This is a genomic window from Neobacillus niacini, assembly GCF_030817695.1.
GTDB classification, from domain to species: domain Bacteria; phylum Bacillota; class Bacilli; order Bacillales; family Cytobacillaceae; genus Neobacillus; species Neobacillus niacini_F.
Genome location: NZ_JAUSZQ010000002.1, coordinates 1788994 through 1814722 on the forward strand (window position 1 = coordinate 1788994; position 25729 = coordinate 1814722).

Genomic DNA, 25729 nt, shown 5'->3' on the forward strand with positions numbered 1-25729 from the left:
TTAATCATGAGAAATAAAGTTGTTATGATTACAGGTGCCTCTAAAGGCTTAGGAAGAGCATTAACTCTAGCATTCGCAAAAGAAGGAGCACGGTTAGCCATTTGTTCGAGAACATCAAAAGGGTTGTCAAAAGTTAAGGAAAAAGCAGAAGCTTTAGGTGCAGAAGTACTTGCGGTTACAGCAGATATTTCCCTAACCAGAGATGTTGAACGGTTTGTGGCGATGACAGAAGAGGCATTTGGTCAAATTGATATTCTTATAAACAATGCTTCGATTCTCGGACCAAGTCCTATGCCGTTATTGCTCGACTATCCAGAAGAGGACTTTGCTGAAGTCTTACGAGTTAATTCGATTTCGCCATTTCTCGTAACCAGAAGAGTGATTCCTGGAATGTTGCAGCGCAATCAAGGTTCTATTATTAACGTAACTTCAGAAGCAGGACATGTGGGTTATGCAGGCTGGGGTGCATACGGTATTTCTAAATTTGCTGTCGAGGGTCTAACGGAAACCTGGGCAGATGAACTATGCTCAACGAATGTAAGAGTCAATATGGTTGATCCCGGAGAAATGGATACAGACATGCACAGATTAGCGGTTCCTGACTGTGATTATTCATTAGCAAAACCAGAGGATGTCGTTGGCGTGTTTTTATATTTAGCTTCCGATAAGTCAGCTGGAATAACAGGTCAGCGATTTGAAGCTCAAGAGTTTACAGTGGAGGGATTATGATGGAGGCAGCTGCATTTGATTTCTTTCTACCTTCCGAGTTAAATGCTTCACATCCACCTGAACGGAGGGGCATTAGAAGAGATCATGTTAGAATGATGGTTTTAGACAAAAAAACAGGTTCCGTCATCCATGACCAATTCTTTCGACTTGCGGATTATTTAAAGCCTGGAGACTTTGTTGTCATGAACAACAGCCGAACGGTACCCGCTATTTTAAACGCAGGTTTATATAGAGACACAAAACGTATCCAACCAGAAGTTGAGATCAGACTTGCAAGACGACGCAATGGTGAGACTTGGGACGTTTTAATTGTGACAGATGATGTTAGATTAGGGGATATCCTGCAATTTTCACCCGACCTATCTGCAGTGATAATTGATATGAAAGAGGACTCGCCACTAAAAACAATTCTTTTCTCTAAAAAAGGAACAGACCTTTTTAATTGTATATATTCACTCGGGGAACCAGTTCGCTATGAATATATTCATAACAAATGGGGGCTCGATTATTACCAAACCGTATTTGCCAGCCATCCAGGCTCAGTAGAAATGCCTTCTGCTGGCAGAGCTTTCAGCTGGGAACTGCTATTTAATCTTCAGAAGAAGGGGATTGAGCTAGATTTTATTCAGCTTCATACGGGTCTTAGTTATTTATTGGATGATGAGTTAGAAACTTCCCCAAGTGATAATTACGAAGAATACCATCTTTCGGAGAAAACGATTGAAAAGATTCGTAAAACCAAGGCTTCAGGCGGCAGAGTAATTGCTGTTGGAACAACGGTGGTAAGAGCTCTTGAAAGTGCAGGGATTACCGGAGTATTGAATGGGGTAACCAATCTTTACATCAATCAAAATTTCAAGTTGAAAATGGTAGATGGCATTATTACAGGTCTCCATGAACCAAAGGCCAGTCATCTGGATATGCTTACTGCATTTGTCCCTCAAAATTTGTTATGGAATGCCTATGAAGAGGCAATTGACCAGCGTTACTTGTGGCACGAATTTGGGGATATGAATCTAATTATATAAAGGGGAATAACTATGCGTTTTCACCATTTGGCGATTGAAGTAAAGGATTTGGAAACATCGGCAGCATTCTATCAAAAATATTTTGGTCTTAAGGAAGAAGAACGTTTCCTTTTTAACGGAGAGAAAATCATTTTCTTAAAAGCAGATGATTTTCGGCTAGAACTAATCTCTAGTACAGAACAGTCATCTAGTAATCCTGCATCCGTCCACCTTTGCTTTGAAATAGACAGCATAAAAGAGGGAACCAAACCTTTTATTGAAAATGGCATTTTCGCGATTGAAGGGCCCTATAAGCTAGATAATGGCTGGGAAACTGTTTTTTATCAGGGGCCTGACAATGAGTTACTCGAGTTCATACAGGTCGGAGGAAAAGCTGACTAATAAAACGTCAGCTTTTTCTTACTTCCTGCTTGCCTATAAGATTGAGCTGCGACTAAGATTTAATCAATAGATACAAAATTGGGAGAGGTTTAGATGTCCAGAAACGAAGAAATCGGTATCTTAAAAGAAATTGCTGAACTTTTGAATGAAGGCACAGATTCGAAGGCGGTTTTAGCAGGGGTATTAAGAAAACTGCTACACCTGACCGGGCTGCAATCGGGCTGGATTTTTTTAATTGATGAAAATGGAACACATCGGCTTGCTGCAAAAGAGGCGTTACCTGAACCATTATCACAAAACGATAACCAGAGAATGTGTCAGGGAGATTGCTGGTGTGTCAGTCGATATAATAGCGGGAAATTGAATAAGGCGGTTAACATTATCGAATGTCAACGAATCGAAAATGTAATCCTCGAAAACGCTGGAGACACAGGCGGTTTGACACATCATGCTACGGTCCCGTTAAGAGCGGGGAATGAGCGATTTGGATTATTAAATGTCGGGTCTCCTAATAAGACTCATTTTCAAAAAGATGAACTGGCCTTACTTGAAGCTGTAGCCTTTCAGATTGGAACCGCACTTAAGAGAATAAAATTAACGCAAAGAGAGCAAGAGACTGCACTCATCTCTGAACGGAATCGACTTGCCAGAGATTTGCATGATTCTGTAAATCAATTACTTTTCTCGCTAAGCCTGACAGCTAGGGCTGGCAGAGAAATGACAGATAACGAAGAGGTTCAACAAACCTTCTCCTATATTCAAGATCTTGCCCAGGACGCATTAGGGGAGATGAGGGCACTGATTTGGCAGCTAAAGCCACAGGGACTTGAAAATGGAATAGTTAGTGCATTAAGCAGTTATGCTGAAATGCTGGGTCTAACCATAGATACAATATTAACGGGGATCTCCAGCTTTCCGGAAAAGATAGAGGAAACCCTCTGGAGAATCGGGCAGGAAGCGCTTGGAAATTGTAAAAAGCACTCACAAACCACACATGTGTCATTGTTTTTACACAGAAGCAGTGATTCAGTGACGATGACGATTCAAGATCAGGGCTGCGGCTTCTATTATGGTGAGAGTTTTGAACTTCCATCGTTCGGATTAAAAAATATGAAAGCACGAACAGAGGCTTTAAACGGGACGTTCCATATAAAGAGCGAACCAGGAAAAGGAACAAAGATTCAAATACAAATTCCAATCTAGGGGGAGAAACAATGGGGATTCGTATATTAATCGCTGATGATCATCATGTTGTAAGACGGGGACTGGCTTTTTTTCTAAAAACACAAAAAGATATTGAAATTATTGGAGAAGCGGGAAATGGAAGAGAAGCGATTGAAATCGCACGAACATTAAAACCTGACCTGATTCTCATGGACCTTGTGATGCCGGAAATGGACGGAATCCAGGCAACAAAAATAATAAAAACGGAAATGCCGGAAATAAAAATTATGATGCTGACCAGTTTTTCAGATCAAGATCATGTCATTCCGGCGTTAGAAGCAGGTGCTTCAGGTTACCAATTGAAAGACATCGAACCTGATGAATTAATCAATTGTATTAGAAAAATCATGAGTGGTGAAAATCAACTTCATCCAAAAGCCACCTCTCATCTGCTTGCTAATTTATCAAATAAAGAAAGCAATGAAAAAAATTTACTTGAACAGCTGACAAAAAGAGAGCTAGATGTTCTCAAGGAAATTGCCAGAGGAAAAAGTAATAAGGAAATCGCTTCTTCATTGTTTATTACTGAAAAAACGGTGAAAACGCATGTATCTAACCTTCTAGCTAAACTTGAATTAGCAGACCGTACACAAGCCGCTCTTTTTGCGGTTAAGAATCAACTTGTGGAGTAACCGGCGGCCTGATCAGGTCGCTATTTTTATTTTAACAGAAAATTTTTATTCTTTTTCTTCACAGCTATCTTTTTCAAATCTTTTATATTTATATGTTAGAATGGAGTACATGAAACGCTGAGGGAGAGAAAGCGATTGTACGAATTTGTTAAAGGAACCGTTGAGTTTGTTGGTCCTGAATATATCGTGATTGACAATAATGGGATTGGGTATCAAATTTCAACACCGAATCCGTTTATTTATTCTAGTAAAATGAATACTAATGTTACTGTTTATACATATCATTACGTTCGTGAAGATTTAATGGCGTTATATGGTTTCGAGTCAAGAGAAGAGAAAAAGCTATTTATGAAATTGCTGAATGTTTCAGGGATTGGGCCTAAGGGAGCACTGGCCATTTTGGCTTCAGGTGAAGTGCAGCAGGTGGTTTCAGCGATTGAAAATGAAGATGAAAGCTTCTTGGTAAAATTCCCTGGGGTCGGCAAAAAAACAGCTAGACAAATGATTCTCGATTTAAAAGGAAAATTACAGGATATTGTTCCTGATTATTTTCCAAATTTATTTAATGCGGATACATTACCAATTGCAGCACAATCGACTAACAATGCTTTTGAAGAAGCAGTACTAGCCTTGAAAGCTCTTGGCTATTCAGACAAAGAAGTGAAAAAGATCTCACCTGAGTTACGAAAAGAACAGCTGTCAACCGACCAATATATTAAAAAAGCCCTGCAACGGCTTTTAAAATAAGGTGATTAGTCATGGATGAGAGAATTATTTCTAGTGAAGCAAACCAGAACGAACTCTCCTTAGAGCAAAGCCTCAGGCCTCAGAACTTGAGACAATACATTGGTCAGGATCAAGTGAAAAAAAATCTTGAGATATTCATTGAGGCTGCAAGACTCCGAAAGGAAACATTGGACCATGTTCTTCTTTACGGGCCTCCTGGATTGGGAAAGACAACCCTTGCTGTGATTATTGCCAATGAAATGGGTGTGAACATCCGGACAACCTCAGGTCCGGCAATTGAAAGACCAGGTGATTTAGCCGCCATACTTACCGCACTCGAACCAGGTGACGTTTTGTTTATTGATGAAATCCACCGGCTTCCAAGACAGATTGAAGAGGTTCTTTATCCAGCAATGGAGGATTTTTGTCTGGATATTGTCATTGGTAAAGGTCCAAGTGCTCGTTCCGTTCGACTAGACCTTCCGCCGTTTACACTTGTTGGCGCTACAACGAGGGCAGGCTCTTTATCAGCTCCACTTCGCGACAGATTTGGAGTTTTGAGCCGTCTCGAGTATTATAAGGAAGACCAATTGAAAAATATTGTACTAAGAACAGCTGATTTATTTGAAACTAAGATTGACGAGCAGTCGGCTGCTGAGATTGCAAGGAGAGCTCGCGGGACCCCGAGGATTGCCAACCGGTTACTTCGCAGAGTAAGAGACTTTGCACAAGTGAAGGGTAATGGAGAGATACACCTAGCTTTAGCGAGGGAATCTTTAGAACTATTACAGGTTGACAAACTTGGCCTTGATCATATCGATCACAAGCTGTTAAAAGGAATTATTGAAAGATTCCGGGGCGGACCGGTAGGTCTTGATACCATCGCGGCATCGATAGGAGAAGAATCAGAAACAATCGAAGATGTTTATGAACCGTATTTACTGCAAATTGGCTTTTTACAAAGAACACCAAGAGGAAGAATGGTAACAGAATTAGTCTATCGCCATTTTGGCATGGAGCCTCCAAAACAGTAATTTTTTGATAAGTAGGGATGTATTTTATGAAGGTAGATTTATTTGATTTTCATTTGCCTGAAGAGCTGATTGCACAAGTTCCGCTGCAAAACCGGACGGATAGCCGGCTAATGGTAGTGAATAAGGAAACAGGCGAATTGAAGCATGATATTTTTAAAAACATTAGTGAATACTTGCGTGAAGGGGATTGCCTTGTCTTAAACGACACAAAGGTACTTCCGGCACGCCTTTTTGGTGTGAAGAAGGATACTGGGGCCAAAATTGAAGTATTATTATTGAAGCAGCTAGAAGGAGATCAGTGGGAAACGCTAATAAAGCCTGCAAAGCGTGTTAAAGAGGGAACAGAAATAGACTTCGGTGATGGTTTACTAACAGCAGTTTGTACCGGAACCTCCGAGCATGGCGGGAGAGTATTAGAGTTTCACTACGATGGTATTTTCTATGAGATACTTGATCAGTTAGGCGAAATGCCACTACCGCCTTACATTAAAGAGCAGCTTGATGACAGAGACCGATACCAAACCGTTTTTGCTCGTGAACCAGGGTCGGCAGCTGCCCCGACTGCAGGTCTTCATTTCACCGAAGAACTGTTGAATGAAGTGAGAGATAAAGGTGTTCATGTGGCTTTTATTACCCTGCATGTAGGGCTTGGGACGTTCAGACCGGTAAGTGTGGATGACGTCTTAGAGCATGATATGCACTCGGAGTTTTATATGATTACCGAAGGAACAGCACGTTTGCTCAATGAAGTGCGTCAAAATGGCGGGAGAATCATCACCGTCGGTACGACATCAACCCGGACACTTGAAACCATTGCATCAGATAATAATGGCAGCTTCATTGAAAGCAGCGGATGGACTAATATTTTCATTTATCCCGGGTATGAATTTAAGGCAATCGATGGAATGATTACAAATTTCCACTTACCAAAATCCACTTTGATTATGCTTGTTAGTGCGTTAGCGGGGAGAGAAAATATTTTGCATGCCTATAATACAGCTGTAAACGAGCGTTATCGCTTCTTCAGCTTTGGCGATGCAATGTTGATCATCTAGGTTAACTAGGTTAATCATTTTGATTAACCCTTAAGGAAGGAGAAAGAAAATTTGACTGCAATTCGATATGAATTTATTAAAACATGTAAGCAGACGGGTGCACGGTTAGGAAGAGTACATACCCCGCATGGTTCGTTTGACACGCCTGCATTTATGCCGGTAGGAACACTTGCTACAGTAAAAACGATGTCACCTGAGGACTTAAAAGAAATGGGTGCTGGTATTATTTTAAGTAATACGTATCACTTATGGCTTCGTCCAGGAAATGAAATTATCCGGGAGGCAGGCGGTCTTCATAAGTTTATGAACTGGGACCGTGCGATTTTAACTGATTCTGGCGGATTCCAGGTATTTAGTTTGAGTGAATTTCGTAAAATTGAAGAAGAAGGCGTCCATTTCCGTAACCATATGAGCGGTGAAAAATTATTTTTATCACCTGAAAAAGCGATGGAAATTCAAAATGATCTTGGTTCTGATATCATGATGGCATTTGATGAATGTCCACCATTTCCAGCTACATATGAGTACATGCAAAAATCAGTAGAAAGAACTTCTCGCTGGGCTGAGCGCTGTTTGAATGCTCATCAAAGACCTAATGACCAAGGACTGTTTGGAATTGTACAAGGTGGAGAGTATGAAGAGCTCCGGAAGCAAAGCGCTAAAGATTTAGTTTCCCTTGATTTCCCTGGATACGCTGTTGGCGGGCTTTCTGTTGGTGAGCCAAAGGACATCATGAATCGCGTACTAGAATTCACGACACCACTTTTACCTACAGACAAACCACGTTACCTGATGGGCGTTGGATCACCAGATTCCTTGATTGATGGAGCGATTCGTGGGATTGATATGTTTGATTGCGTGCTGCCAACCCGAATTGCTAGGAATGGTACTTTGATGACCAGCACTGGACGTCTAGTCGTTAAAAATGCTCAATTTGCTAAAGATTTCGGTCCACTTGATCCAGATTGTGACTGCTACACTTGCCGAAATTATAGCAGGGCATACATTCGTCACTTAATTAAATGTGATGAAACATTTGGAATTCGATTAACTAGTTACCATAATCTCTATTTTCTGTTAAAATTGATGGAGAAGGTCAGACAGGCTATCCGAGAGGACAGACTTGGTGATTTCCGAGAAGAGTTTTTTGAACGTTATGGTTTTAACAAACCAAACGCGAAAAATTTCTAATAGATGATTATTGAAAGGAGGGAAACAAATGCAAGGACTTGGTTCAATCATTCCATTAATATTAATGTTTGTATTATTTTATTTCCTACTAATTCGCCCGCAGCAAAAGCGTACTAAAGCAGTTGCTCAAATGCAAAACGAATTGAAAAAAGGTGATAAAATTGTCACGATCGGCGGTTTACATGGATTTATCGATTCTATCGATGAAAACAAGGTCGTGATTAAATGTGGAGACGGCAGCCGTCTAACATATGACCGAAATGCCATTCGTGAAGTAACGGAATCTGCAAAGACTTCAACAACTTCAGAAGTCTCATTAGAAAAGTAAGAAAAAAGGAAGCCAAAATACTCTGGCTTCCTTTTTCTATGCTGTTCTAGAGTTGCTTGTTGCTATATTTACACCTAGAATTCCACCCATCATCGCAATTAACGTATAGCAAACATGGTAGATGACTTGTTCAACGTCAAAAAGACGATCATAGCCTAAGTATTGCGATAAAAAGACGATCAGGCTATAAATGAAACCAGTTAATCCCCCAATCAGCCAGCCCTTTTGTTTTCGCTTTCCACCGGATAAAAATCCTCCTCCAAACAGCCCAATAAAGGATACCGATGTAATAACATATTGAAGCGAGACTTCCCGAACAGAAGTAAATCTAAGAATTAATGCAAAAATCAAGCTGCTGACAATCGCAAATAAGAAGATAAAAATTAACCCGTACAAAATAGCTGTACCAAAGCTTTTTGATTCGATTTTACTCTCCCCCTTCAGTTACCTTATCTTAAAGTGATCACCCTAAGATAAACAGATTCTTACCTAGTACAAGCATATTCTCAGGTGTCCAAAAGTAGAATTAAAAATTTTTAAGTTTTATTCCGAATTGGAATACACTTCCGTAATGGATTTTGCCTTATTTGCAAACAATATATAGGGATGAAAAAAGGGGCGGAATAAAGTGGATATTTTTTTAACTATCGCAGTGCGTACAATACTTTTTTATGCATTAATCCTCTTAATATTTCGAGTCATGGGAAAAAGAGAAATTGGTGAACTAAGTATACTCGACCTGGTCGTTTTTATTATGATCGGTGAATTGGCTGTTGCTTCCATAATCGAAATCACTAAACCTTGGATTTATACAGCACTTCCAATGATATTTTTAATGATCATTCAATATACCTTGGCTGTGGTTTCATTAAAAAGTAAAAGATTCCGCGATCTTGTCGACGGGAAGCCAACAATAATCATCAACAAGGGAAAAATTGATGAGAATGCAATGAGGAAGCAAAGATACAATTTCGATGATTTACTTACACAGTTAAGGGAAAAGGATATCCGCAGTATTGCAGATGTTGAGTTCGCTATTTTGGAATCTTCGGGCAGTCTTTCAGTCATTGAAAAAATGAATAATCCTAATGGTGAACCTAAGGAAGGAGACATTACGATTCCATTAATAATTGATGGAGCGATTGAGGAAGAAAATCTTCTGCGTATAAATAAGACAAATTTTTGGCTTCGTCAGGAATTGAAAAAGTTAGGATACCGTGATGTAAAGAAGATTTCATTTTGCAGTTATGAGAATGGTAAGTTTTTTGTCGACATCATGGATGAACAATAAGAAGACACGCAGGGAAAAACATGCGTGTCTTCTTATTTCTGTTAAACCGGTATCAAATTACGAATAATAGGTATCCTTTTAAGATCATCTTTTTTAATTAAACCGCCGATTACTAGAAGAATAATGTATGCAAGTGACATTCCGCTGGCAGCGGACAAAACCCTAACCACTAGGTGCTCACCTAATAGGATGTGCTCAAATAGCCAATAGCCGAGCCAAGCAGAGATTCCCATGATAATGGTACCTTTTACGTAATCCCTGATATAGAAACTAAAAGATACTTTCTTCAATACCGTAGCAAAATGGAGGACGGTTACGAGAACGAATCCCACAATAATACCTAATGCAACACCTGTAATACCAAAAGCGGGCTGTGAGGCAAGTAAGAAGATGACGGCTGTTTTCACAACTGCTCCAATAAGACTGTTTATCATGGCTGCTCTAGCCAAATTTAACGCCTGCAAAACAGCTTGGAGCGGTCCTTGATAATAATAAAATAAGAAGAATGGAGCCATTAGACGAATAAAGTAGGAACCTTTTGTTGAGCCATACATGAGCTCCATTAGTGGATCGGCCAAAATATAAAGGACGATTACAGACAAGCCTCCTGTTAAAAAGGCAAATCTTAATGCCTGCTGCAGACGGTGTTCAATCAATTTATGGTTATTTTTTGAATTGGCTTCACTTATTGCTGGTACAAGTGACGTCGCTAAAGAATACGTAATAAACGAAGGAAGCAGTAATAACGGCATCGCAAAGCCTGTTAATGAACCATATTGTTTCGTGGCAGCGACAGCTGCAACACCTGCAATGGCTAGACTATGAGCGACAACAATTGGTTCAAAAAACCAGGATACAGACCCTATCATTCTGCTGCCCATTGTAGGTAATGCAATTTCCATTAATTCTTTGAAGGTTTTTTTACCACTATGAACAGATTTGAAAAAGTTCTTTCTTACCCTAAAGTGTTTCTTTAATTTAAAGGTAGTCATTAAGTAAACTAAGGAAACAATTTCGCCAATGATGGCTGCTACCATAGCTGCAGCTGCGGCATATTCAATACCGTAAGGCAGAAATGCTTGCGTCATGACCGCAATTAAAGTAATCCTCACAAGCTGTTCTAAAATTTGCGAAACAGCAGAAGGGCGCATGTTTTGGCGGCCTTGAAAATAGCCTCTTAAAACAGAAGAAACTGCAATAATCGGTACTACAGGTGCTATTGCGACTAAAGGAAAATACGTTCTTGGATCCGTAAACAGAGTGGTAGATAAAATCGGCGCTAACAAAATTAAAGCTGGAGTAAAAATCAGTGATAACGAAATCGTTATTGCCAGAGAAACGACGAGTATTTTTTTGACTTCTTGATGGTTTCCTTTTGCTTCTGCCTCGGCAATATTTTTTGAAATGGCGACAGGCAGTCCCATTTGAGTTAAAGTCACAACAAGGATAAAGGTGGGATACGCCATCATATAGAGGCCGACACCTTCTTCACCAATACTTCTAGCTATGACAATTCTGTTAATAAATCCGAGTACCCTCGTAATTAATCCTGCTATTAATAGGATAAAGGTCCCTTTTAAAAACTTAGACATACTACTTCCCACCTTCTCAAAAAAGAAGAATTCATATACAATTAATCTATATGCATAAGGGTGGACAAAGCATGACAAGGTGTTTTGATTTTAAAGAGAATTAACAGGAATCTAGGGAGGCTATTCAGGTGGAGAAGAGTCATGCGTACAATCATTTTTACAGCGTTGTAAAACCAGCTTTAATCAGTAAATTAGAGGAATTTCGCTTACTAGGTTATCACGATGTATCGGAAAGTGGACTTTGGGGTTTTTTAACAAAAAAGAAATGGAAGAAGGCCAAAGAGAATATAAGACTTTATGAAATCATAGATGATATTTTATCCGTAAAGGTCAGTGATTACATAAGCTTTACAACGATTGAAACATATAAAAACAATGATTTTAATTTAGAAGATGAAGATGAATGGAAAGAGCTGCTAAAGTAGATTGTCTATTTAGATAAAATTGACAGCATTTCTAAACTATCTCATAATAAAAGCAATGATTTTTTTAATAAGGCTTTACGTTGCAGTGCTTTGGCTTAAGTCGTAAGGAGGAACAATACATAATGGTTAAGCGCAGTAGAATTATCGCGTTCCTGCTAGTAATTATACTAATAGGAAGCACAATGGGAGTTACCACTACAGGCATTTTAAAAGACATTAAACTAGGTTTGGACCTTCAAGGCGGCTTTGAGGTTTTGTATGAGGTTTCACCAGCGAAAAAAGGCCAAAAAATCGATAAGGAAATATTAGCAAGTACCGCTGAAGCATTAGATAAGCGGATTAATGTCCTTGGGGTTAGTGAGCCAAATATTCAAATTGAGGGTGAAAATCGTATCCGTGTCCAGCTTGCTGGGGTAACGGATCAAAATGAAGCCCGTGAAATATTGTCCACACAAGCAAACCTGACTTTCCGTGATGCCAATGACCGTGTGATGATGGATGGTGCAGATTTAGCGGAGAATGGCGCGAGCCAGACCTTTGATGAAAATGGGGCACCGAGCGTTTCATTGAAATTGAAAAGTGCCGAGAAATTCAAAACAGTTACTGAAGAAATTGTTAAAATGGCACCGAATAACTATCTAGTGATTTGGCTTGATTTTGAAGAAGGAAAAGATTCCTTCCAAACAGAAATCACCAAGGAAAATCCTAAATTTTTATCAGCACCAACAGTAAGGGAAATTTTTAATCAAAATACCGTTTCAATCGTAGGGAACTTTACAGCAGAGGAAGCACAAGAGCTTGCCTCACTTTTAAATGCTGGAGCACTTCCAGTTAAGCTTACCGAAGTTTATTCAACTTCAGTTGGTGCGAAATTTGGTGAGCAGGCTTTAAATGAAACAGTCTTTGCCGGCATAATTGGTATTGCAATCATTTATTTATTCATGCTTGTTTACTATCGTTTCCCTGGATTCATTGCTATTGTGACTTTATCTATATATATCTACCTTGTTCTCCTAGTGTTTGATTGGATGAATGCTGTCTTAACTCTTCCGGGAATAGCAGCACTCATACTCGGGGTCGGTATGGCAGTTGATGCGAACATCATCACATACGAACGAATAAGGGAAGAAATTAAGGTAGGTAAGTCAATAAAATCTGCTTTCCAAGCTGGAAGTAAAAGTTCATTTTCATCTATTATTGACGCAAACCTAACAACGATTTTAACAGCTGCAGTACTATTCTTCTATGGGACAAGCTCTGTAAAAGGGTTCGCGACAACATTAATTGTGAGTATCCTCATGAGTTTTGTTACGGCTGTTTTCGGTTCACGTATTTTCTTGGGTATGTGGGTAAACAGTGGTTTATTAAACAAAAAACCAGGCTGGTTTGGTGTGAAGCAATCTCAAATTAAGGATATTGCGGAGAATTATGACACACTAGACCTCCCAACTAGATGGGATCGTTTTGATTTTGTAAAGGTTAGAAAATTATTTTTCATCCTTTCAGGTGCCTTCCTAGCTGTTGGCTTAGTAATACTGCTCATTTTCCGTATGAATCTTTCTATTGATTTTTCAAGTGGTACGCGGATTGAAGTATTATCAGATAAGCCTTTAACAACCGAACAGGTTGAAAGCTCACTTGAAAAACTAGATATTAAAACAGATGATATCCTTATCTCTGGTGAGAATAAAGAGATTGCTTCTGCCAGACTTAAAGGAGTACTAACTAAAGAAGAAATTTCTGAATTAAAATCAGAGTTGAATAAAGAATATGGTGCAGAGCCAAATGTTAGTACTGTTTCGCCGACAGTCGGGAAAGAAATTGCCAAAAATGCTTTTATTGCACTAATACTCGCCTCCATTGGTATCATAATCTATGTAACGGTGCGGTTTGAAATGGCAATGGCCATTGCAGCAATTGTTTCGTTAATGCACGATGCATTTTTTATGGTAGTATTCTTCAGCATTACGAGACTGGAAGTTGACCTTACCTTTATCGCAGCTGTATTAACAATCGTCGGATACTCTATTAATGACACGATTGTTACCTTTGACCGGATGCGCGAGAACTTGGTTAAGAAAAAGCGTCTCAAAACGTTTGAGGATATTGCAGAGGTAGTAAATGTTAGTTTACGCCAAACGTTAACTCGTTCATTTAATACGGTTTTAACGGTGACATTTACAATTATTGCTTTAATGATTTTCGGAAGTGAATCCATTCGCAATTTCTCTATTGCTATGTTTGTTGGCTTAATCTCCGGTGTCTATTCATCTGTCTTTATTGCTACTAATCTTTGGGTAGTTCTTAAAGCTAAGGAACTGAAAAAGAAGGGTACCATTAAGACAGTAAAAGAAAAGAAAAAGTACTCTGATGAGCCTCAAGTATAAACAAATGTTAGAAACCGCAGAAACTCTGCGGTTTTTCTATTCTAGATTTACGTTGAAAGAGCCTGTTTACTCCTGTATAATAGATAAGTCTGAGGGGTGAACGCATGTTAAAGTCGAAAACTAGATGGGTTGTTCGTAAATCTGATCAACAACTAGTAAAAACTCTCGAAAACGAATTAAAAATTACGCCGCTTGTTGCGTCGCTGCTTATCAACCGAGGATTGGATACCGTTGATTCTGCACGGTATTTTTTATTTGGAAAAGAGCAATTTCATGATCCATATTTGTTAAAAGACATGGATTTTGCTGTAAATAGAATTCGGGAAGCCATTAATCGGCAAGAACCTATTTTAATATTTGGTGACTATGATGCAGATGGTGTGAGCAGTACAACCGTACTAATGCTTACGCTTAGAGACTTGGGTGCCAATGTCCAATATTATATTCCCAATCGTTTTACGGAAGGATATGGACCGAACGAACCAGCCTTTCGTCGTGCAGCCGAAAATGGAATCAAATTAATTATTACTGTAGATACAGGCATTTCTGCCATAAACGAAGCAGCCATCGCAAAAGAAATCGGTCTTGATTTAATCATTACGGATCACCATGAGCCGGGTCCTGTTTTACCTGAAGCACTGGCGATTATTCATCCAAAACTGCCGGATAGTGTCTACCCTTTTCGTGAGCTCGCTGGAGTAGGTGTGGCTTTTAAATTAGCCCATGCCCTATATGGAGAAGTCCCAGAGCATTTGTTAGAAATTGCCGTTATTGGCACCATTGCCGATTTAGTTTCCTTAAAAGATGAAAATCGCCTCATCGCCAAAAAAGGTTTGGAAAAACTTAAAGTTACAAAGAATAAAGGCCTAAAAGCGATATTAAAAGTAGCAGGTGTAGACTCACAAAGCATTAACGAGGAAACCATCGGCTTTTCACTCGCGCCTAGAATTAATGCAGTCGGCAGACTGGAAAGTGCAGATATGGCTGTGGAACTTTTGCTTACAGATGAACCAAACGATGCAGAAGCTCTAGCCCAAGAAATGGATGAATTAAACAAGACGAGGCAATCTATTGTCAATTCCATTACACTTGAAGCCATTGAAGAGGTTGAAAGAAATTATCCAATTGATTCAAATTCGGTCCTTGTCATTGGTAAAGAAGGCTGGAATGCAGGTGTAATTGGTATCGTTGCTTCTAGATTAGTGGAGAAATTTTACCGGCCGACAATTGTCCTAAGCTTCGATAAGGAAAAAGGCTTGGCAAAAGGCTCTGCTCGAAGTATTTCAGGTTTTGATTTGTTTAAAAATCTATCAGAATGCCGGGATATTTTACCGCACTTTGGAGGACATCCTATGGCTGCCGGGATGACGCTGAAACTAGAAGATGTTTCAGACCTTCGTCAAAGATTAAATCATCTGGCGAATGAGCAGTTAACTGAAGATGACTTTATCCCAATTACCACACTGGACCATCAAATCAAGGTGGAGGAAATTAATTTATCTTCGCTGGATGAACTAAATCTCCTTGCTCCATTTGGTATGGACAACCCTAAGCCGAAGGTGTTAATCAGTAATGTCCAAATATCGACCATGAGAAAAATTGGTTCAGAACAGAATCACTTGAAAGTTATGGTTAATGAAAATGGTACAAACTTAGATGGAATTGGCTTTGGATTAGGACCGTTAGTTGACCATATTTCACCAGCCTCAAAAATTTCGTTAATTGGTGAATTAGCTGTTAATGAGTGGAATAATATCCGTAAACCTCAAATTTTCATTCAGGATATTTCCGTTGAATCATGGCAATTATTTGATTATCGCGGGGTAAAACGGATTCACTCAATGGTTAAAACGATTCCCAATGAAAAGCGAAAATATATTATTTTTAACAAAGAACAGCTTGATAAAATGGATCCTGCTTTGACGAGTGAGGTAGCATTAATTCAAGATGAAACAGAGGCTAAGGCTTTCAATTCTCACCAGGCCAATGTAGTTCTCGTGGACCTGCCGCCGTCAAAGGAACTCCTTCATCATTTATTTTATGGGAAGCAGCCTGCTCGGATCTATGCGTATTTCCATAAAGAATCGAGCGATTTCTTTAGTACCATCCCTACGAGAGATCACTTTAAATGGTTTTATGCATTTTTATTAAAAAAAGGTCCTATTGATATCGGGCGCTATGGGGATGAAATTGCTAAACATCGCGGCTGGTCAACGGAAACAATAACTTTCATGTCAAAAGTGTTTTCTGAACTAGATTTTGTTACAATAAACAATGGATTTATTACTTTGAATAAACAATCGCAAAAGCGTGACCTTACTGATTCGATTACTTACCAAACGAAACAGGCTCAATATGCACTTGAAAGAGATTTATTATTTTCATCTTTTCAGCAATTAAAGAGCTGGTTCGATCAGGTTATTGAGGAATCAGTTACATTTGAGGAGGCAATAAAGTAATGAACTTAGAGCAATATATCGCAATCGTTCCGGATTATCCGAAACCTGGAATTTCATTCAAGGATATTACTCCATTAATGAACAATGGAGACGCGTATAAGTATGCAACTGATCAAATTGTTGCTTATGCGAAAGATAAACAAATTGATCTAATTGTTGGGCCAGAAGCAAGAGGATTTATTATTGGCTGCCCGGTAGCTTATTCTCTTGGAATTGGCTTTGCTCCTGTTCGTAAGGAAGGAAAATTACCGCGTGAAACGGTAAAAGTAAGCTATGGATTAGAATATGGCAGCGATGTCCTTACGATTCATAAGGATGCAATTCAACCAGGGCAACGTGTTTTAATAACGGATGACTTGTTAGCGACAGGCGGAACGATTGAAGCAACAATTCAATTAGTCGAACAGCTTGGCGGTGTAGTTGCTGGAATTGCTTTTCTGATTGAATTATCTTACCTTGAAGGACGTAAAAAACTTCAAGGCTACGACATCATGACATTGATGAATTATTAATAGTATTGAGGGCACTCGTAAATGAGTGCTCTCTTGTTATAAGAAGAGAGCTATATTTTTTTATGAATTTACTATATTTCGACACTTTTTTCGCAAAATACAGTAAAATAATATCAATCCCTTTACATCGAAGCTTTTTTTTTCGATAATAGAAACATTCATTAGTAACTAGTTTAGAGTATGATACATTTAATAATATAGGCTGTTTTCGTAAAAATGGGTTGTTAAAATCCTAAAGCCAATTTTAATGCGGAACAAACTATTTTGTGCTTGAAATTTAGATTGCAAGCTCTTTTCTTTGAAAAGAGCCTTAATAAAAAATGAGACGAAATAAAAGGTGATCTTATGGCGAACGATCAAGTGTTAACCGCCGAACAAGTCATCGACAAGACGAGGGTCTATTTAAACGAGGAGCATTGCGAGTTCGTAAAAAGAGCTTACGAATTTGCTAAACATTCTCATCGTGAACAATATAGAAAATCAGGGGAGCCATACATTATCCATCCTATTCAAGTTGCCGGAATTCTGGCAGATTTGGAGATGGATCCGGCAACGGTTGCCGCTGGTTTTCTACATGACGTCGTTGAAGACACTGATGTTACCTTAAAGGACATCGAGGTGGAATTTAATGACGAAGTGGCCATGCTTGTCGACGGGGTTACGAAATTAGGAAAAATTAAATATAAATCACACGAGGAACAGCAGGCAGAGAACCACAGAAAAATGTTTGTGGCTATGGCTCAGGATATCCGCGTTATTTTGATTAAGCTTGCTGATCGTTTGCATAATATGAGGACGCTTAAGCACCTTCCTGTTGAAAAGCAGCGCCGGATTTCAAATGAAACACTTGAAATCTTTGCACCTTTGGCCCATCGTCTTGGTATTTCTAAGATTAAATGGGAGCTGGAAGACACTGCATTAAGATACTTAAATCCACAGCAATATTACCGTATTGTTAACCTGATGAAGAAGAAGCGTGCAGAACGGGAACAATACTTAGTTGATGTAATGGACGAGGTTCGCAGTAGAATGAAAGAAGTGTCCATTAATGCGGAGCTTTCTGGAAGACCAAAGCATATCTATAGCATTTACCGAAAAATGGTTCAGCAAAATAAACAGTTTAGTGAAATCTATGATTTACTTGCTGTTCGAATAGTAGTAAATAGTATTAAGGATTGCTACGCTGTACTAGGAATCATCCATACGTGTTGGAAACCTATGCCAGGGCGTTTTAAAGACTATATTGCGATGCCGAAGCCGAATATGTACCAATCTCTTCATACAACGGTCATTGGTCCTAAGGGTGATCCGCTGGAGGTTCAAATTCGTACGTCAGAAATGCACAGAATTGCAGAATTTGGTATTGCCGCCCACTGGGCCTATAAAGAAGGGAAAGCACTGGCTGATACTACTTCTTATGAACAAAAATTAACTTGGTTTAGAGAAATCCTTGAATTCCAAAATGATACTGCGAATGCAGAGGAGTTTATGGAGTCATTAAAAATCGATTTATTCTCTGACATGGTTTTTGTTTTTACACCAAAAGGAGATGTAATTGAATTACCGTCTGGCTCAGTTCCGATTGATTTTGCTTACCGAATTCACTCTGAAATCGGGAATAAAACGATAGGGGCGAAAGTGAACGGTAAAATGGTCACGCTGGATTATCGACTCAAGACGGGTGACATTATCGAAATTCTTACATCTAAGCATTCTTATGGACCAAGTCAGGACTGGTTAAAACTTGCACAAACTTCACAGGCAAAGAACAAAATACGTGCCTTTTTTAAGAAGCAGCGCCGCGATGAAAATGTCGATAAAGGCAGAGAACTTGTAGAAAAAGAAATCCGCGCAATGGAATTTGACTTAAAAGAGATTCTAACGGCTGATAATTTGAAAAAGGTAGCTGAAAAGTTTAATTTTGCCAACGAAGACGATATGTATGCGGCGGTCGGCTATAATGGTGTAACTGCACTGCAGGTGGCTAATCGCTTAACTGAGAAATGGCGTAAAAAACGGGATCAGGAGCAATCGGCTACGATCACAAATGCTATTTCTGATATGAAGGCATTTCCTTCTACGAAAAAACGAGAGTCCGGTGTGCGTGTTGCAGGAATTGATAATTTATTGATCCGCTTATCACGATGCTGTAATCCTGTTCCAGGTGACGAAATTGTTGGTTTCATTACAAAGGGACGCGGTGTTTCAGTTCATCGTGCCGATTGTACAAATATTGATTCTAACGACGCACAGACTAGGTTAATTCCTGTTGAATGGGAATCCTCTTTAAATGACCGGAAAGAATATAATGTGGATATCGAGATTAGTGGTTACGACCGCCGTGGTTTACTGAATGAGGTTCTGCAGGCAGTAAATGAAACAAAAACCAATATTTCAGCTGTTTCTGGCCGATCTGACCGTAATAAAATGGCGACAATCATTATGTCTATTGCTATTCACAATGTTAGTCATTTGCAAAAAGTGGTTGATAGGATTAAACAGATACCAGATATTTATTCGGTTCGCCGGATTATGAATTAGGGAGTTACTAAAATGCGAGTTGTTGTACAGCGCAGTAAAAAAGCTCAGGTAACAGTTAACGAAAAGATTACTGGACAAATTTCTAAAGGTCTTGTCCTCCTTGTGGGGGTAACACATCAGGATACAGAAGAAGATGCAGCTTTTTTAGCAGATAAAATTGCAAACCTACGGATATTTGAAGATGAGGCTGGAAAGATGAATTTATCTTTATTAGATGTTGGTGGTGAAATTCTTTCTGTCTCGCAATTTACCTTGTATGGTGATTGCCGTAAAGGAAGAAGACCTAATTTTATGGAAGCTGCAAGACCAGAACAGGCAAACCTATTATATGATAGATTTAATGGTTTATTACGTGAAAAAGGTATCAAGGTTGAAACAGGTATCTTTGGGGCGATGATGGATGTCGAACTAATCAACGATGGTCCCGTTACACTAATTGTAGAGAGTAAAGGTTAAAAAATGCTTGGCACTTTATAGCTGCCAAGCATTTTTTTATGACCAGCTTTATGACGCCTAGGAACTATTGAACTGCATTTTTCCCTAGAAGCTTCTCCTTTTCTTACTGTTCCTTAAAGTATCGGGCCAGTCCATTATACAAACCTGTTGCTGCATTTTCTTGGAATTGCACTGATGTTAGGGTCATTTCCTCCGCTGAATTACTTAGGTAGCCCAGTTCCATAAGTACCGCTTGCCGTTTATTCTCTCGAATGACATGGTAATCACCCGAACGGACACCGCGGCTTTTTAACCTAGTTTGAGCATTGGTTGAATTATAAACATATTCGGCGAATTTTTTTTGATAATCATGATAGTAATAGCCTGTCGTCCCCCGGACGCTTCGATCTAGATTACTATCATAATGTAAGCTTAAAAACGCATCTGACTGATGAACATTTGCTAATCTCACTCTTGATGGAAGCGGGAGAAAGGTATCATTGCTTCTTGTAAGAAAAACATTGGCTCCAGCCGCCTTTAACTTATCAGATAAAAGTTGAGCAGTACGCAGCGTTAATTCTTTTTCAAGTGTGCCGCCTGTACCAGTAGTCCCACTATCAATTCCACCATGCCCAGGGTCAATGACTATGGTCTTGGCTCTTAAATAAGCCTCCGCCCCTTGTTTATCAATTCCAGGTCCAGTTCCATTGGTTGTTACGAGCCATCCAGCAATAAAACCTTTTGTTCCGTTTGGCAATGTAATCTCGTACCAATCATTCTGAACACTGCTTATTGGAAAGGATTCTCCTTCATTGGCTCGTAGAAGCACGTTTGATTGAACGCTAGGGTCCTTCCTGATATTTGTTCCATTATGTAGTATGGTAACTTTACTGTCTTTAGCAAGCTCGGTGGTACTTGCTTTATCCTTGTTGAAATACCAGCCTGCTGCCCAGCCTATTTTTCCAGGTTTGTATTCAATTTGGTACCAGTTATTTTTTTCATCCAGTATGGTGAACTTCTGGCCCTTTGTAATGGAACCAATAATGGTTGAATTTAAGGAAGAATCGCTGCGGACACTTAGAGTGCTTGCAGTTACTGTCCCAATTGTTCCGTTTGCAGGATTGGTTTGCTGATTTTCGGTTCCGATTTGAACATAATCACCACTAATCCACGCACTTTGGTTTGCGTACTTTATTTCAATCCAATTATTCTTTTGTGAATATATACTTATAGAAGTCCCTTTTTCTAGTTTCCCAATCACTTGTCCTGTAGTAGAAGGTTCATTCCGGACATTCAATGTATCTGTAACCTTACCCGTATCGATGGATAAATTATTATCCTCTTTAGATGTATTAGTAGATTTATCGTTGAAATCTAGGTATTCTCGAGTAACCCAGCCTTCCCCAAAGCCTGCGGATATTTTTATCCAGTTTTCATTATCATCTATTACACTCACAGCTTGTCCCTTATTTAAATATCCGCTGATACGAAAATTAGTTCCTGGTCCCGTACGCACCCGTAATTGATTGGTATTTGCTTCAGCAGTGTTTTTATTTAAGTTGCTAGAACCAGTTGCAGTCGCTCCGTTTGTTGTTTTGGTTACGACCCAATTGGCTACCCAGCCTGTTTTCGCGGCAGAAAGCTGAATTTGTACCCAATCGCTTTGCTCTTTAATAATTGTGAATTTATCTCCTCTTTTTACTTGTTTCACAAGCTGGTAGCTTAAGCCAGGACCATTACGGACATTAACTGTGTCTTCAGCTATTGTCACGGTATCATTTGCTGCCACACCAATATCTTGCGGAAGGAATACTCCGAAGAAAAGCGTGACACATACTAATAATAGTATAAATCTCTTTATCATTCTCTCTCTCCCTTCACAATATCTTTCATTTTATCGTAAAAGGGCATGGAAATCATTCCTTAAATGTTAAATATCTACTATTTTGAAATTTTTCTATGACATGTAAGTTTTTACGCTGGTTGGAAATAATAACAACTATAGTGATTTTTGCGAGGTGATGGGCGATGAGATCGAGCGATAAAGCAAACAACATCCAATCAATGGACAGCAGGCTATTTGGTGTGGATTTTCATGATTTTATTCAAAGTGAGCAGCATAATACAACGTTTGAGCTTGCCTCCGAATTTGGACTAACGATCGGTGATGTTAGAAAGTTGAAAAAACATTTGGAAAGATCCTAAATCCTTCTTGACATTGGATTCAATGCTCCGTAATATTATATAAATAAAAACACATGGAAATAACCAATGATGGAGCATAGTAATTAAGGCAAAACATGAAAAGAGAGGAAATGCCGCGGCTGAAAGCATTTCTACATGATTCTTAATGAATGAACACTCCGTAGGCTTCTCTCTGAAAAAGGAAACGCTAGTCGGTAATGGTCCGACTAGGAAGCGATTTTAATTGGAATCGATTCCGCCTTTAGTAGGATAAGAACGTGAGCAGGCGTTAACTGTAAAAGAGGAAGTGCATACTTTTATATGCCTTCAACTAGGGTGGCACCGCGGGAATATAACTCTCGTCCCTTGTATTTATTACAAGGGACGGGAGTTTTTTGTTTTTATAGAAATTTTTACATAAAAAGTAACTGTTAGGAGGAATAGTGCTATGTCGATTAGCATTCCAAGAGGCACGCAGGACATTCTGCCTGGAGAGGTAGAAAAATGGCAGCTGATTGAAGCAAAAGCGAGAGAGCTTTGTGAGAAATATCAATATCAAGAAATTCGGACTCCGATCTTTGAACATACCGATCTATTTGCTCGCGGTGTAGGTGATACCACTGATATTGTCCAGAAAGAAATGTACACATTTGATGATCGCGGCGGCCGCAGTCTTACACTAAGACCAGAGGGTACTGCTGCTGTAGTACGGTCGTTTGTTGAGAAAAAGATGTTTGGATACCCAAATCAGCCGGTTAAGCTTTATTATATGGGACCGATGTTCCGCTACGAACGCCCGCAAGCAGGACGTTTCCGCCAATTTGTTCAATTTGGTATCGAAGCACTAGGCAGTAACGACCCGGCAATTGATGCAGAAGTTATATCTCTTGCAATGAATTTATACAAGGAAATGGGCTTGAAAAAGCTAAAGCTTGTGATCAATAGTCTTGGAGATAAGGAGAGCAGAACCGCTCACCGCAATGCATTAGTCAATCACTTTCAGCCGAGAATCGGAGAGTTTTGCCATGATTGTCAAAATCGACTGGAAAAAAATCCTTTACGGATTCTCGATTGTAAACAGGACCACAATCACGAATTAATGAAAACTGCGCCATCGATTATAGATTATCTAAACGATGATTCTAAGGCGTATTTTGAAAAATTACAGCATTATTTAACACAGTTAGAGATTGAGTTTGTTGTGGATCCCAATTTAGTACGAGGATTGGATTATTATAATCATACTGCTTTTGAAATTATGAGTGACGCAGAGGGCTTTGGTGCCATTACCACATTATGCGGCGGCGGACGTTATAACGGTTTAGCTGAAGAAATGGGCGGACCTGAAACTCCGGGAATTGGGTTTGCTATGAGTATTGAACGCTTCATTGCTGCACTCAATGCGGAAGGAATTGAACTAGAAATAAATCAAGGCATTGATTGTTATCTCGCTGCGTTAGGTGAAGAAGCCAAGGATTATACTGTAGGACTGCTGCAGAAACTTCGACTTGCAGGTGTTTCTGCAGAACGAGATTATTTAAACCGAAAGATTAAAGCACAATTTAAAGCAGCTGATCGTCTAAACGCAAAATATGTTGCTGTTCTAGGTGACGAAGAGCTTTCGAATAATAAAATTAATCTAAAAAATATGGCTACTGGTGAGCAAGTGGAAATTGCTTTAACACAGTTTGTAGAATATTTTCAAGAAAATAAGAGATAAAAGGAGAGAATCTTCATGTATGGGAGAACGTATTTTTGTGGCGATGTTCCAGAGACAGCCATTGGTGAAAAAGTAACGCTTAAAGGCTGGGTCTCAAAACGCCGGGACCTGGGTGGATTAATTTTTATCGATCTGCGCGATCGTTCAGGTATAGTTCAAGTTGTTTTCAATCCGGATGTATCAAAAGAAGCATTGGAAACTGCTGAGAAGGTTCGCAGTGAATATGTGCTGGATATCCAAGGAACGGTAATTAGCCGTGATGCTGGAACGATAAATCCTAATTTAAAAACCGGGAAAATTGAAGTTCAAGCTGAAGTGGTAACCATCATTAACGAAGCAAAAACACCGCCATTTATGATTTCTGATAAAACAGAAGCATCTGAAGATGTGCGCCTGAAATATCGTTATTTAGACTTCCGTCGTCCGGTGATTTTTGAAACATTAAAAATGCGTCATCAAGTAACGAAGCATATAAGAGATTTCCTTGATTCTGAAGGATTTTTAGATATTGAAACACCAATCTTAACAAAGAGCACACCAGAAGGAGCACGCGACTATCTCGTACCGAGCCGCGTTCATCCAGGTGAGTTCTATGCACTTCCACAATCACCACAGTTATTCAAGCAGTTACTAATGCTCGGCGGAATTGAGCGTTACTATCAAATTGCCCGCTGTTTCCGTGATGAAGATTTACGTGCCGACCGTCAGCCAGAGTTTACACAAATCGATATTGAAACAAGTTTCCTTGGTCAAGAGGATATCTTGGGCTTAATGGAAAAAATGATGACTGGGTTAATGAAGGAAGTAAAAGGGCTTGATATTCCTGCTCCGTTTCCACGAATGACATATGATGAGGCTATGAGCCGATTTGGCTCTGATAAGCCAGATACTCGTTTTGGACTAGAGCTGGTAGACCTTTCTGAAGTCGTTAAGGAGTCAGGCTTTAAAGTCTTTGCTGCTGCAGTTGCAAATGGCGGTCAAGTAAAGGGTATTAACGTAAAAGGTGCTGCTGAAAAATACTCTCGTAAGGATATTGATGCATTAACAGAATTTGTGGGAGTTTATGGGGCTAAAGGTCTTGCATGGCTGAAGGTAGACGCAGAGGGATTAAAAGGTCCGATTGCTAAATTCTTCGCAGATGAGGATGCGAAAGCTTTAAGAACGGTCTTAGATGCGAATGAAGGTGACCTACTCCTATTTGTAGCAGACAAGAAAAATGTTGTTGCTGACGCCTTGGGAGCGCTGCGGTTAAAGCTGGGTAAAGAATTAGGTTTAATTGATCAAAGCAGGTTTAATTTCCTATGGATTACTGATTGGCCATTACTTGAATATGGGGAAGAAGAAGGTCGTTATTATGCTGCTCACCATCCATTCACGATGCCGGTCAGAGAGGACCTTCCATACTTAGATACAGATCCTGCTAGAGTTCGGGCCCAGGCCTATGACCTTGTATTAAATGGGTATGAGCTTGGAGGAGGTTCATTAAGAATTTTTGAACGTTCAGTTCAGGAAAAAATGTTTAAGGTTCTTGGATTCTCACCTGAAGAAGCGCAGGAGCAATTTGGTTTCTTATTGAACGCTTTCGAATATGGTACACCGCCTCATGGTGGGATTGCCCTTGGTTTAGACCGGTTGGTCATGCTGCTCGCAGGCAGCTCTAACCTGCGTGATACCATTGCATTTCCAAAAACGGCTAGTGCCAGCGACTTGTTGACTGACGCACCGGGTACTGTTTCTGAAGCCCAATTAAAAGAACTTCATCTGTCACTAAACGTTAATAATAAAAGTCAATAAAACGCTTTCATGAAACCTTGAATGGTTTAATACTTTATGGTATTATTAAGTTAATCAAATA

General features: G+C 39.5%; 23 protein-coding genes and 1 other annotated feature. Of the genes, 20 read left to right on the forward strand and 3 right to left on the reverse strand.

The genetic code is table 11. The features are described 5' to 3' along the window. Positions 1-6 precede the first annotated feature (6 nt). The 10 genes from QFZ28_RS09135 (at position 7) to yajC (ending at position 8328) form a co-directional block, all read left to right on the forward strand. On the forward strand, positions 7-729 hold the full coding sequence (locus QFZ28_RS09135; RefSeq protein ID WP_307194335.1) for an SDR family NAD(P)-dependent oxidoreductase: 723 nt from the start codon (positions 7-9) through the stop codon (positions 727-729). Then, a complete protein-coding gene (locus QFZ28_RS09140; protein WP_307194336.1) occupies positions 729-1757 on the forward strand; it encodes an S-adenosylmethionine:tRNA ribosyltransferase-isomerase in 1029 nt (342 codons plus the stop codon). Before QFZ28_RS09135 ends, QFZ28_RS09140 begins: the two co-directional genes overlap by 1 nt. 12 nt (positions 1758-1769) lie before the next feature. Beyond that, positions 1770-2138 (forward strand): VOC family protein, encoded by a 369-nt coding sequence (locus QFZ28_RS09145; RefSeq protein ID WP_307194337.1) that lies wholly within the window; start codon positions 1770-1772, stop codon positions 2136-2138. A 93-nt stretch (positions 2139-2231) separates the two neighbouring features. Next, entirely contained in the window at positions 2232-3341 is a 1110-nt protein-coding gene (locus QFZ28_RS09150) for a GAF domain-containing sensor histidine kinase (protein WP_307194338.1), read from the forward strand. Positions 3342-3352: 11 nt separating this feature from the next. After that, a complete protein-coding gene (locus tag QFZ28_RS09155; RefSeq protein WP_307194339.1) occupies positions 3353-3994 on the forward strand; it encodes a response regulator in 642 nt (213 codons plus the stop codon). A 135-nt stretch (positions 3995-4129) separates the two neighbouring features. After that, positions 4130-4741, forward strand: a complete 612-nt coding sequence (gene ruvA / locus QFZ28_RS09160; RefSeq protein ID WP_307194340.1) for a Holliday junction branch migration protein RuvA — start codon at positions 4130-4132, stop codon at positions 4739-4741. Positions 4742-4752: 11 nt separating this feature from the next. Further along, positions 4753-5754, forward strand: a complete 1002-nt coding sequence (gene ruvB / locus QFZ28_RS09165) for a Holliday junction branch migration DNA helicase RuvB (protein ID WP_307194341.1) — start codon at positions 4753-4755, stop codon at positions 5752-5754. A 26-nt stretch (positions 5755-5780) separates the two neighbouring features. Beyond that, positions 5781-6809 (forward strand): tRNA preQ1(34) S-adenosylmethionine ribosyltransferase-isomerase QueA, encoded by a 1029-nt coding sequence (gene queA / locus QFZ28_RS09170; protein ID WP_307194342.1) that lies wholly within the window; start codon positions 5781-5783, stop codon positions 6807-6809. 51 nt (positions 6810-6860) lie between these two features. Continuing rightward, positions 6861-8000 carry a tRNA guanosine(34) transglycosylase Tgt gene (gene tgt / locus QFZ28_RS09175; protein WP_307194343.1) on the forward strand — a complete coding sequence of 380 codons (1140 nt, stop codon included), beginning with the start codon at positions 6861-6863 and terminating at the stop codon, positions 7998-8000. Positions 8001-8028: 28 nt separating this feature from the next. Beyond that, positions 8029-8328, forward strand: coding sequence for a preprotein translocase subunit YajC (yajC, locus tag QFZ28_RS09180; RefSeq protein WP_307194344.1), 300 nt, complete (start codon positions 8029-8031; stop codon positions 8326-8328). A gap of 36 nt (positions 8329-8364) precedes the next feature. On the opposite strand, the gene QFZ28_RS09185 is transcribed toward yajC, so the two are convergent. Next, positions 8365-8724 (reverse strand): TIGR04086 family membrane protein, encoded by a 360-nt coding sequence (locus QFZ28_RS09185; protein WP_307194345.1) that lies wholly within the window; start codon positions 8722-8724, stop codon positions 8365-8367. Between the two features lie 232 nt (positions 8725-8956). On the opposite strand from QFZ28_RS09185, the gene QFZ28_RS09190 reads away from it, so the two are divergent. Beyond that, entirely contained in the window at positions 8957-9619 is a 663-nt protein-coding gene (locus tag QFZ28_RS09190) for a DUF421 domain-containing protein (protein WP_307194346.1), read from the forward strand. 41 nt (positions 9620-9660) lie between these two features. On the opposite strand, the gene spoVB is transcribed toward QFZ28_RS09190, so the two are convergent. Then, a complete protein-coding gene (spoVB, locus tag QFZ28_RS09195; protein ID WP_307194347.1) occupies positions 9661-11211 on the reverse strand; it encodes a stage V sporulation protein B in 1551 nt (516 codons plus the stop codon). Positions 11212-11339: 128 nt separating this feature from the next. Here spoVB and QFZ28_RS09200 point away from each other — a divergent pair, with 128 nt between their 5' ends. The 6 genes from QFZ28_RS09200 to dtd all read left to right on the forward strand — a co-directional run bounded on the left by QFZ28_RS09200 (position 11340) and on the right by dtd (position 19991). Next, the gene (locus tag QFZ28_RS09200; protein ID WP_307194349.1) at positions 11340-11636 is read left to right on the forward strand and encodes a post-transcriptional regulator; all 297 of its coding nucleotides are present in this window, start codon (positions 11340-11342) and stop codon (positions 11634-11636) included. A 122-nt stretch (positions 11637-11758) separates the two neighbouring features. Then, a complete protein-coding gene (secDF, locus tag QFZ28_RS09205; protein WP_307194350.1) occupies positions 11759-14023 on the forward strand; it encodes a protein translocase subunit SecDF in 2265 nt (754 codons plus the stop codon). Between the two features lie 104 nt (positions 14024-14127). Continuing rightward, positions 14128-16482, forward strand: coding sequence for a single-stranded-DNA-specific exonuclease RecJ (gene recJ, locus QFZ28_RS09210; protein WP_307194351.1), 2355 nt, complete (start codon positions 14128-14130; stop codon positions 16480-16482). Continuing rightward, positions 16482-16994, forward strand: coding sequence for an adenine phosphoribosyltransferase (locus QFZ28_RS09215; protein ID WP_307194352.1), 513 nt, complete (start codon positions 16482-16484; stop codon positions 16992-16994). The genes recJ and QFZ28_RS09215 overlap by 1 nt, the downstream gene beginning before the upstream one ends. 345 nt (positions 16995-17339) lie before the next feature. Continuing rightward, positions 17340-19535 (forward strand): RelA/SpoT family protein, encoded by a 2196-nt coding sequence (locus QFZ28_RS09220; RefSeq protein WP_307194353.1) that lies wholly within the window; start codon positions 17340-17342, stop codon positions 19533-19535. Positions 19536-19547: 12 nt separating this feature from the next. Continuing rightward, the gene (dtd, locus tag QFZ28_RS09225) at positions 19548-19991 is read left to right on the forward strand and encodes a D-aminoacyl-tRNA deacylase (protein ID WP_307194354.1); all 444 of its coding nucleotides are present in this window, start codon (positions 19548-19550) and stop codon (positions 19989-19991) included. Positions 19992-20094: 103 nt separating this feature from the next. Here the strand turns inward: dtd and QFZ28_RS09230 are convergent, their stop codons facing one another. Then, positions 20095-21834 (reverse strand): SH3 domain-containing protein, encoded by a 1740-nt coding sequence (locus QFZ28_RS09230; protein WP_307194355.1) that lies wholly within the window; start codon positions 21832-21834, stop codon positions 20095-20097. Between the two features lie 164 nt (positions 21835-21998). Between QFZ28_RS09230 and QFZ28_RS09235 the strand changes: the two genes are divergently transcribed. From QFZ28_RS09235 to aspS, 3 genes are all read left to right on the forward strand, one after another. Continuing rightward, positions 21999-22175 (forward strand): hypothetical protein, encoded by a 177-nt coding sequence (locus tag QFZ28_RS09235; RefSeq protein ID WP_307194356.1) that lies wholly within the window; start codon positions 21999-22001, stop codon positions 22173-22175. Positions 22176-22232: 57 nt separating this feature from the next. Continuing rightward, positions 22233-22524, forward strand: a binding site (T-box leader). A 78-nt stretch (positions 22525-22602) separates the two neighbouring features. Next, complete coding sequence (gene hisS, locus QFZ28_RS09240; RefSeq protein WP_307194357.1) at positions 22603-23874, forward strand: histidine--tRNA ligase; 1272 nt, start codon at positions 22603-22605, stop codon at positions 23872-23874. Between the two features lie 15 nt (positions 23875-23889). Next, positions 23890-25668: an aspartate--tRNA ligase gene (gene aspS, locus QFZ28_RS09245; protein WP_307194358.1), complete on the forward strand. Its 1779-nt coding sequence runs from the start codon at positions 23890-23892 to the stop codon at positions 25666-25668. Positions 25669-25729: the final 61 nt, after the last annotated feature.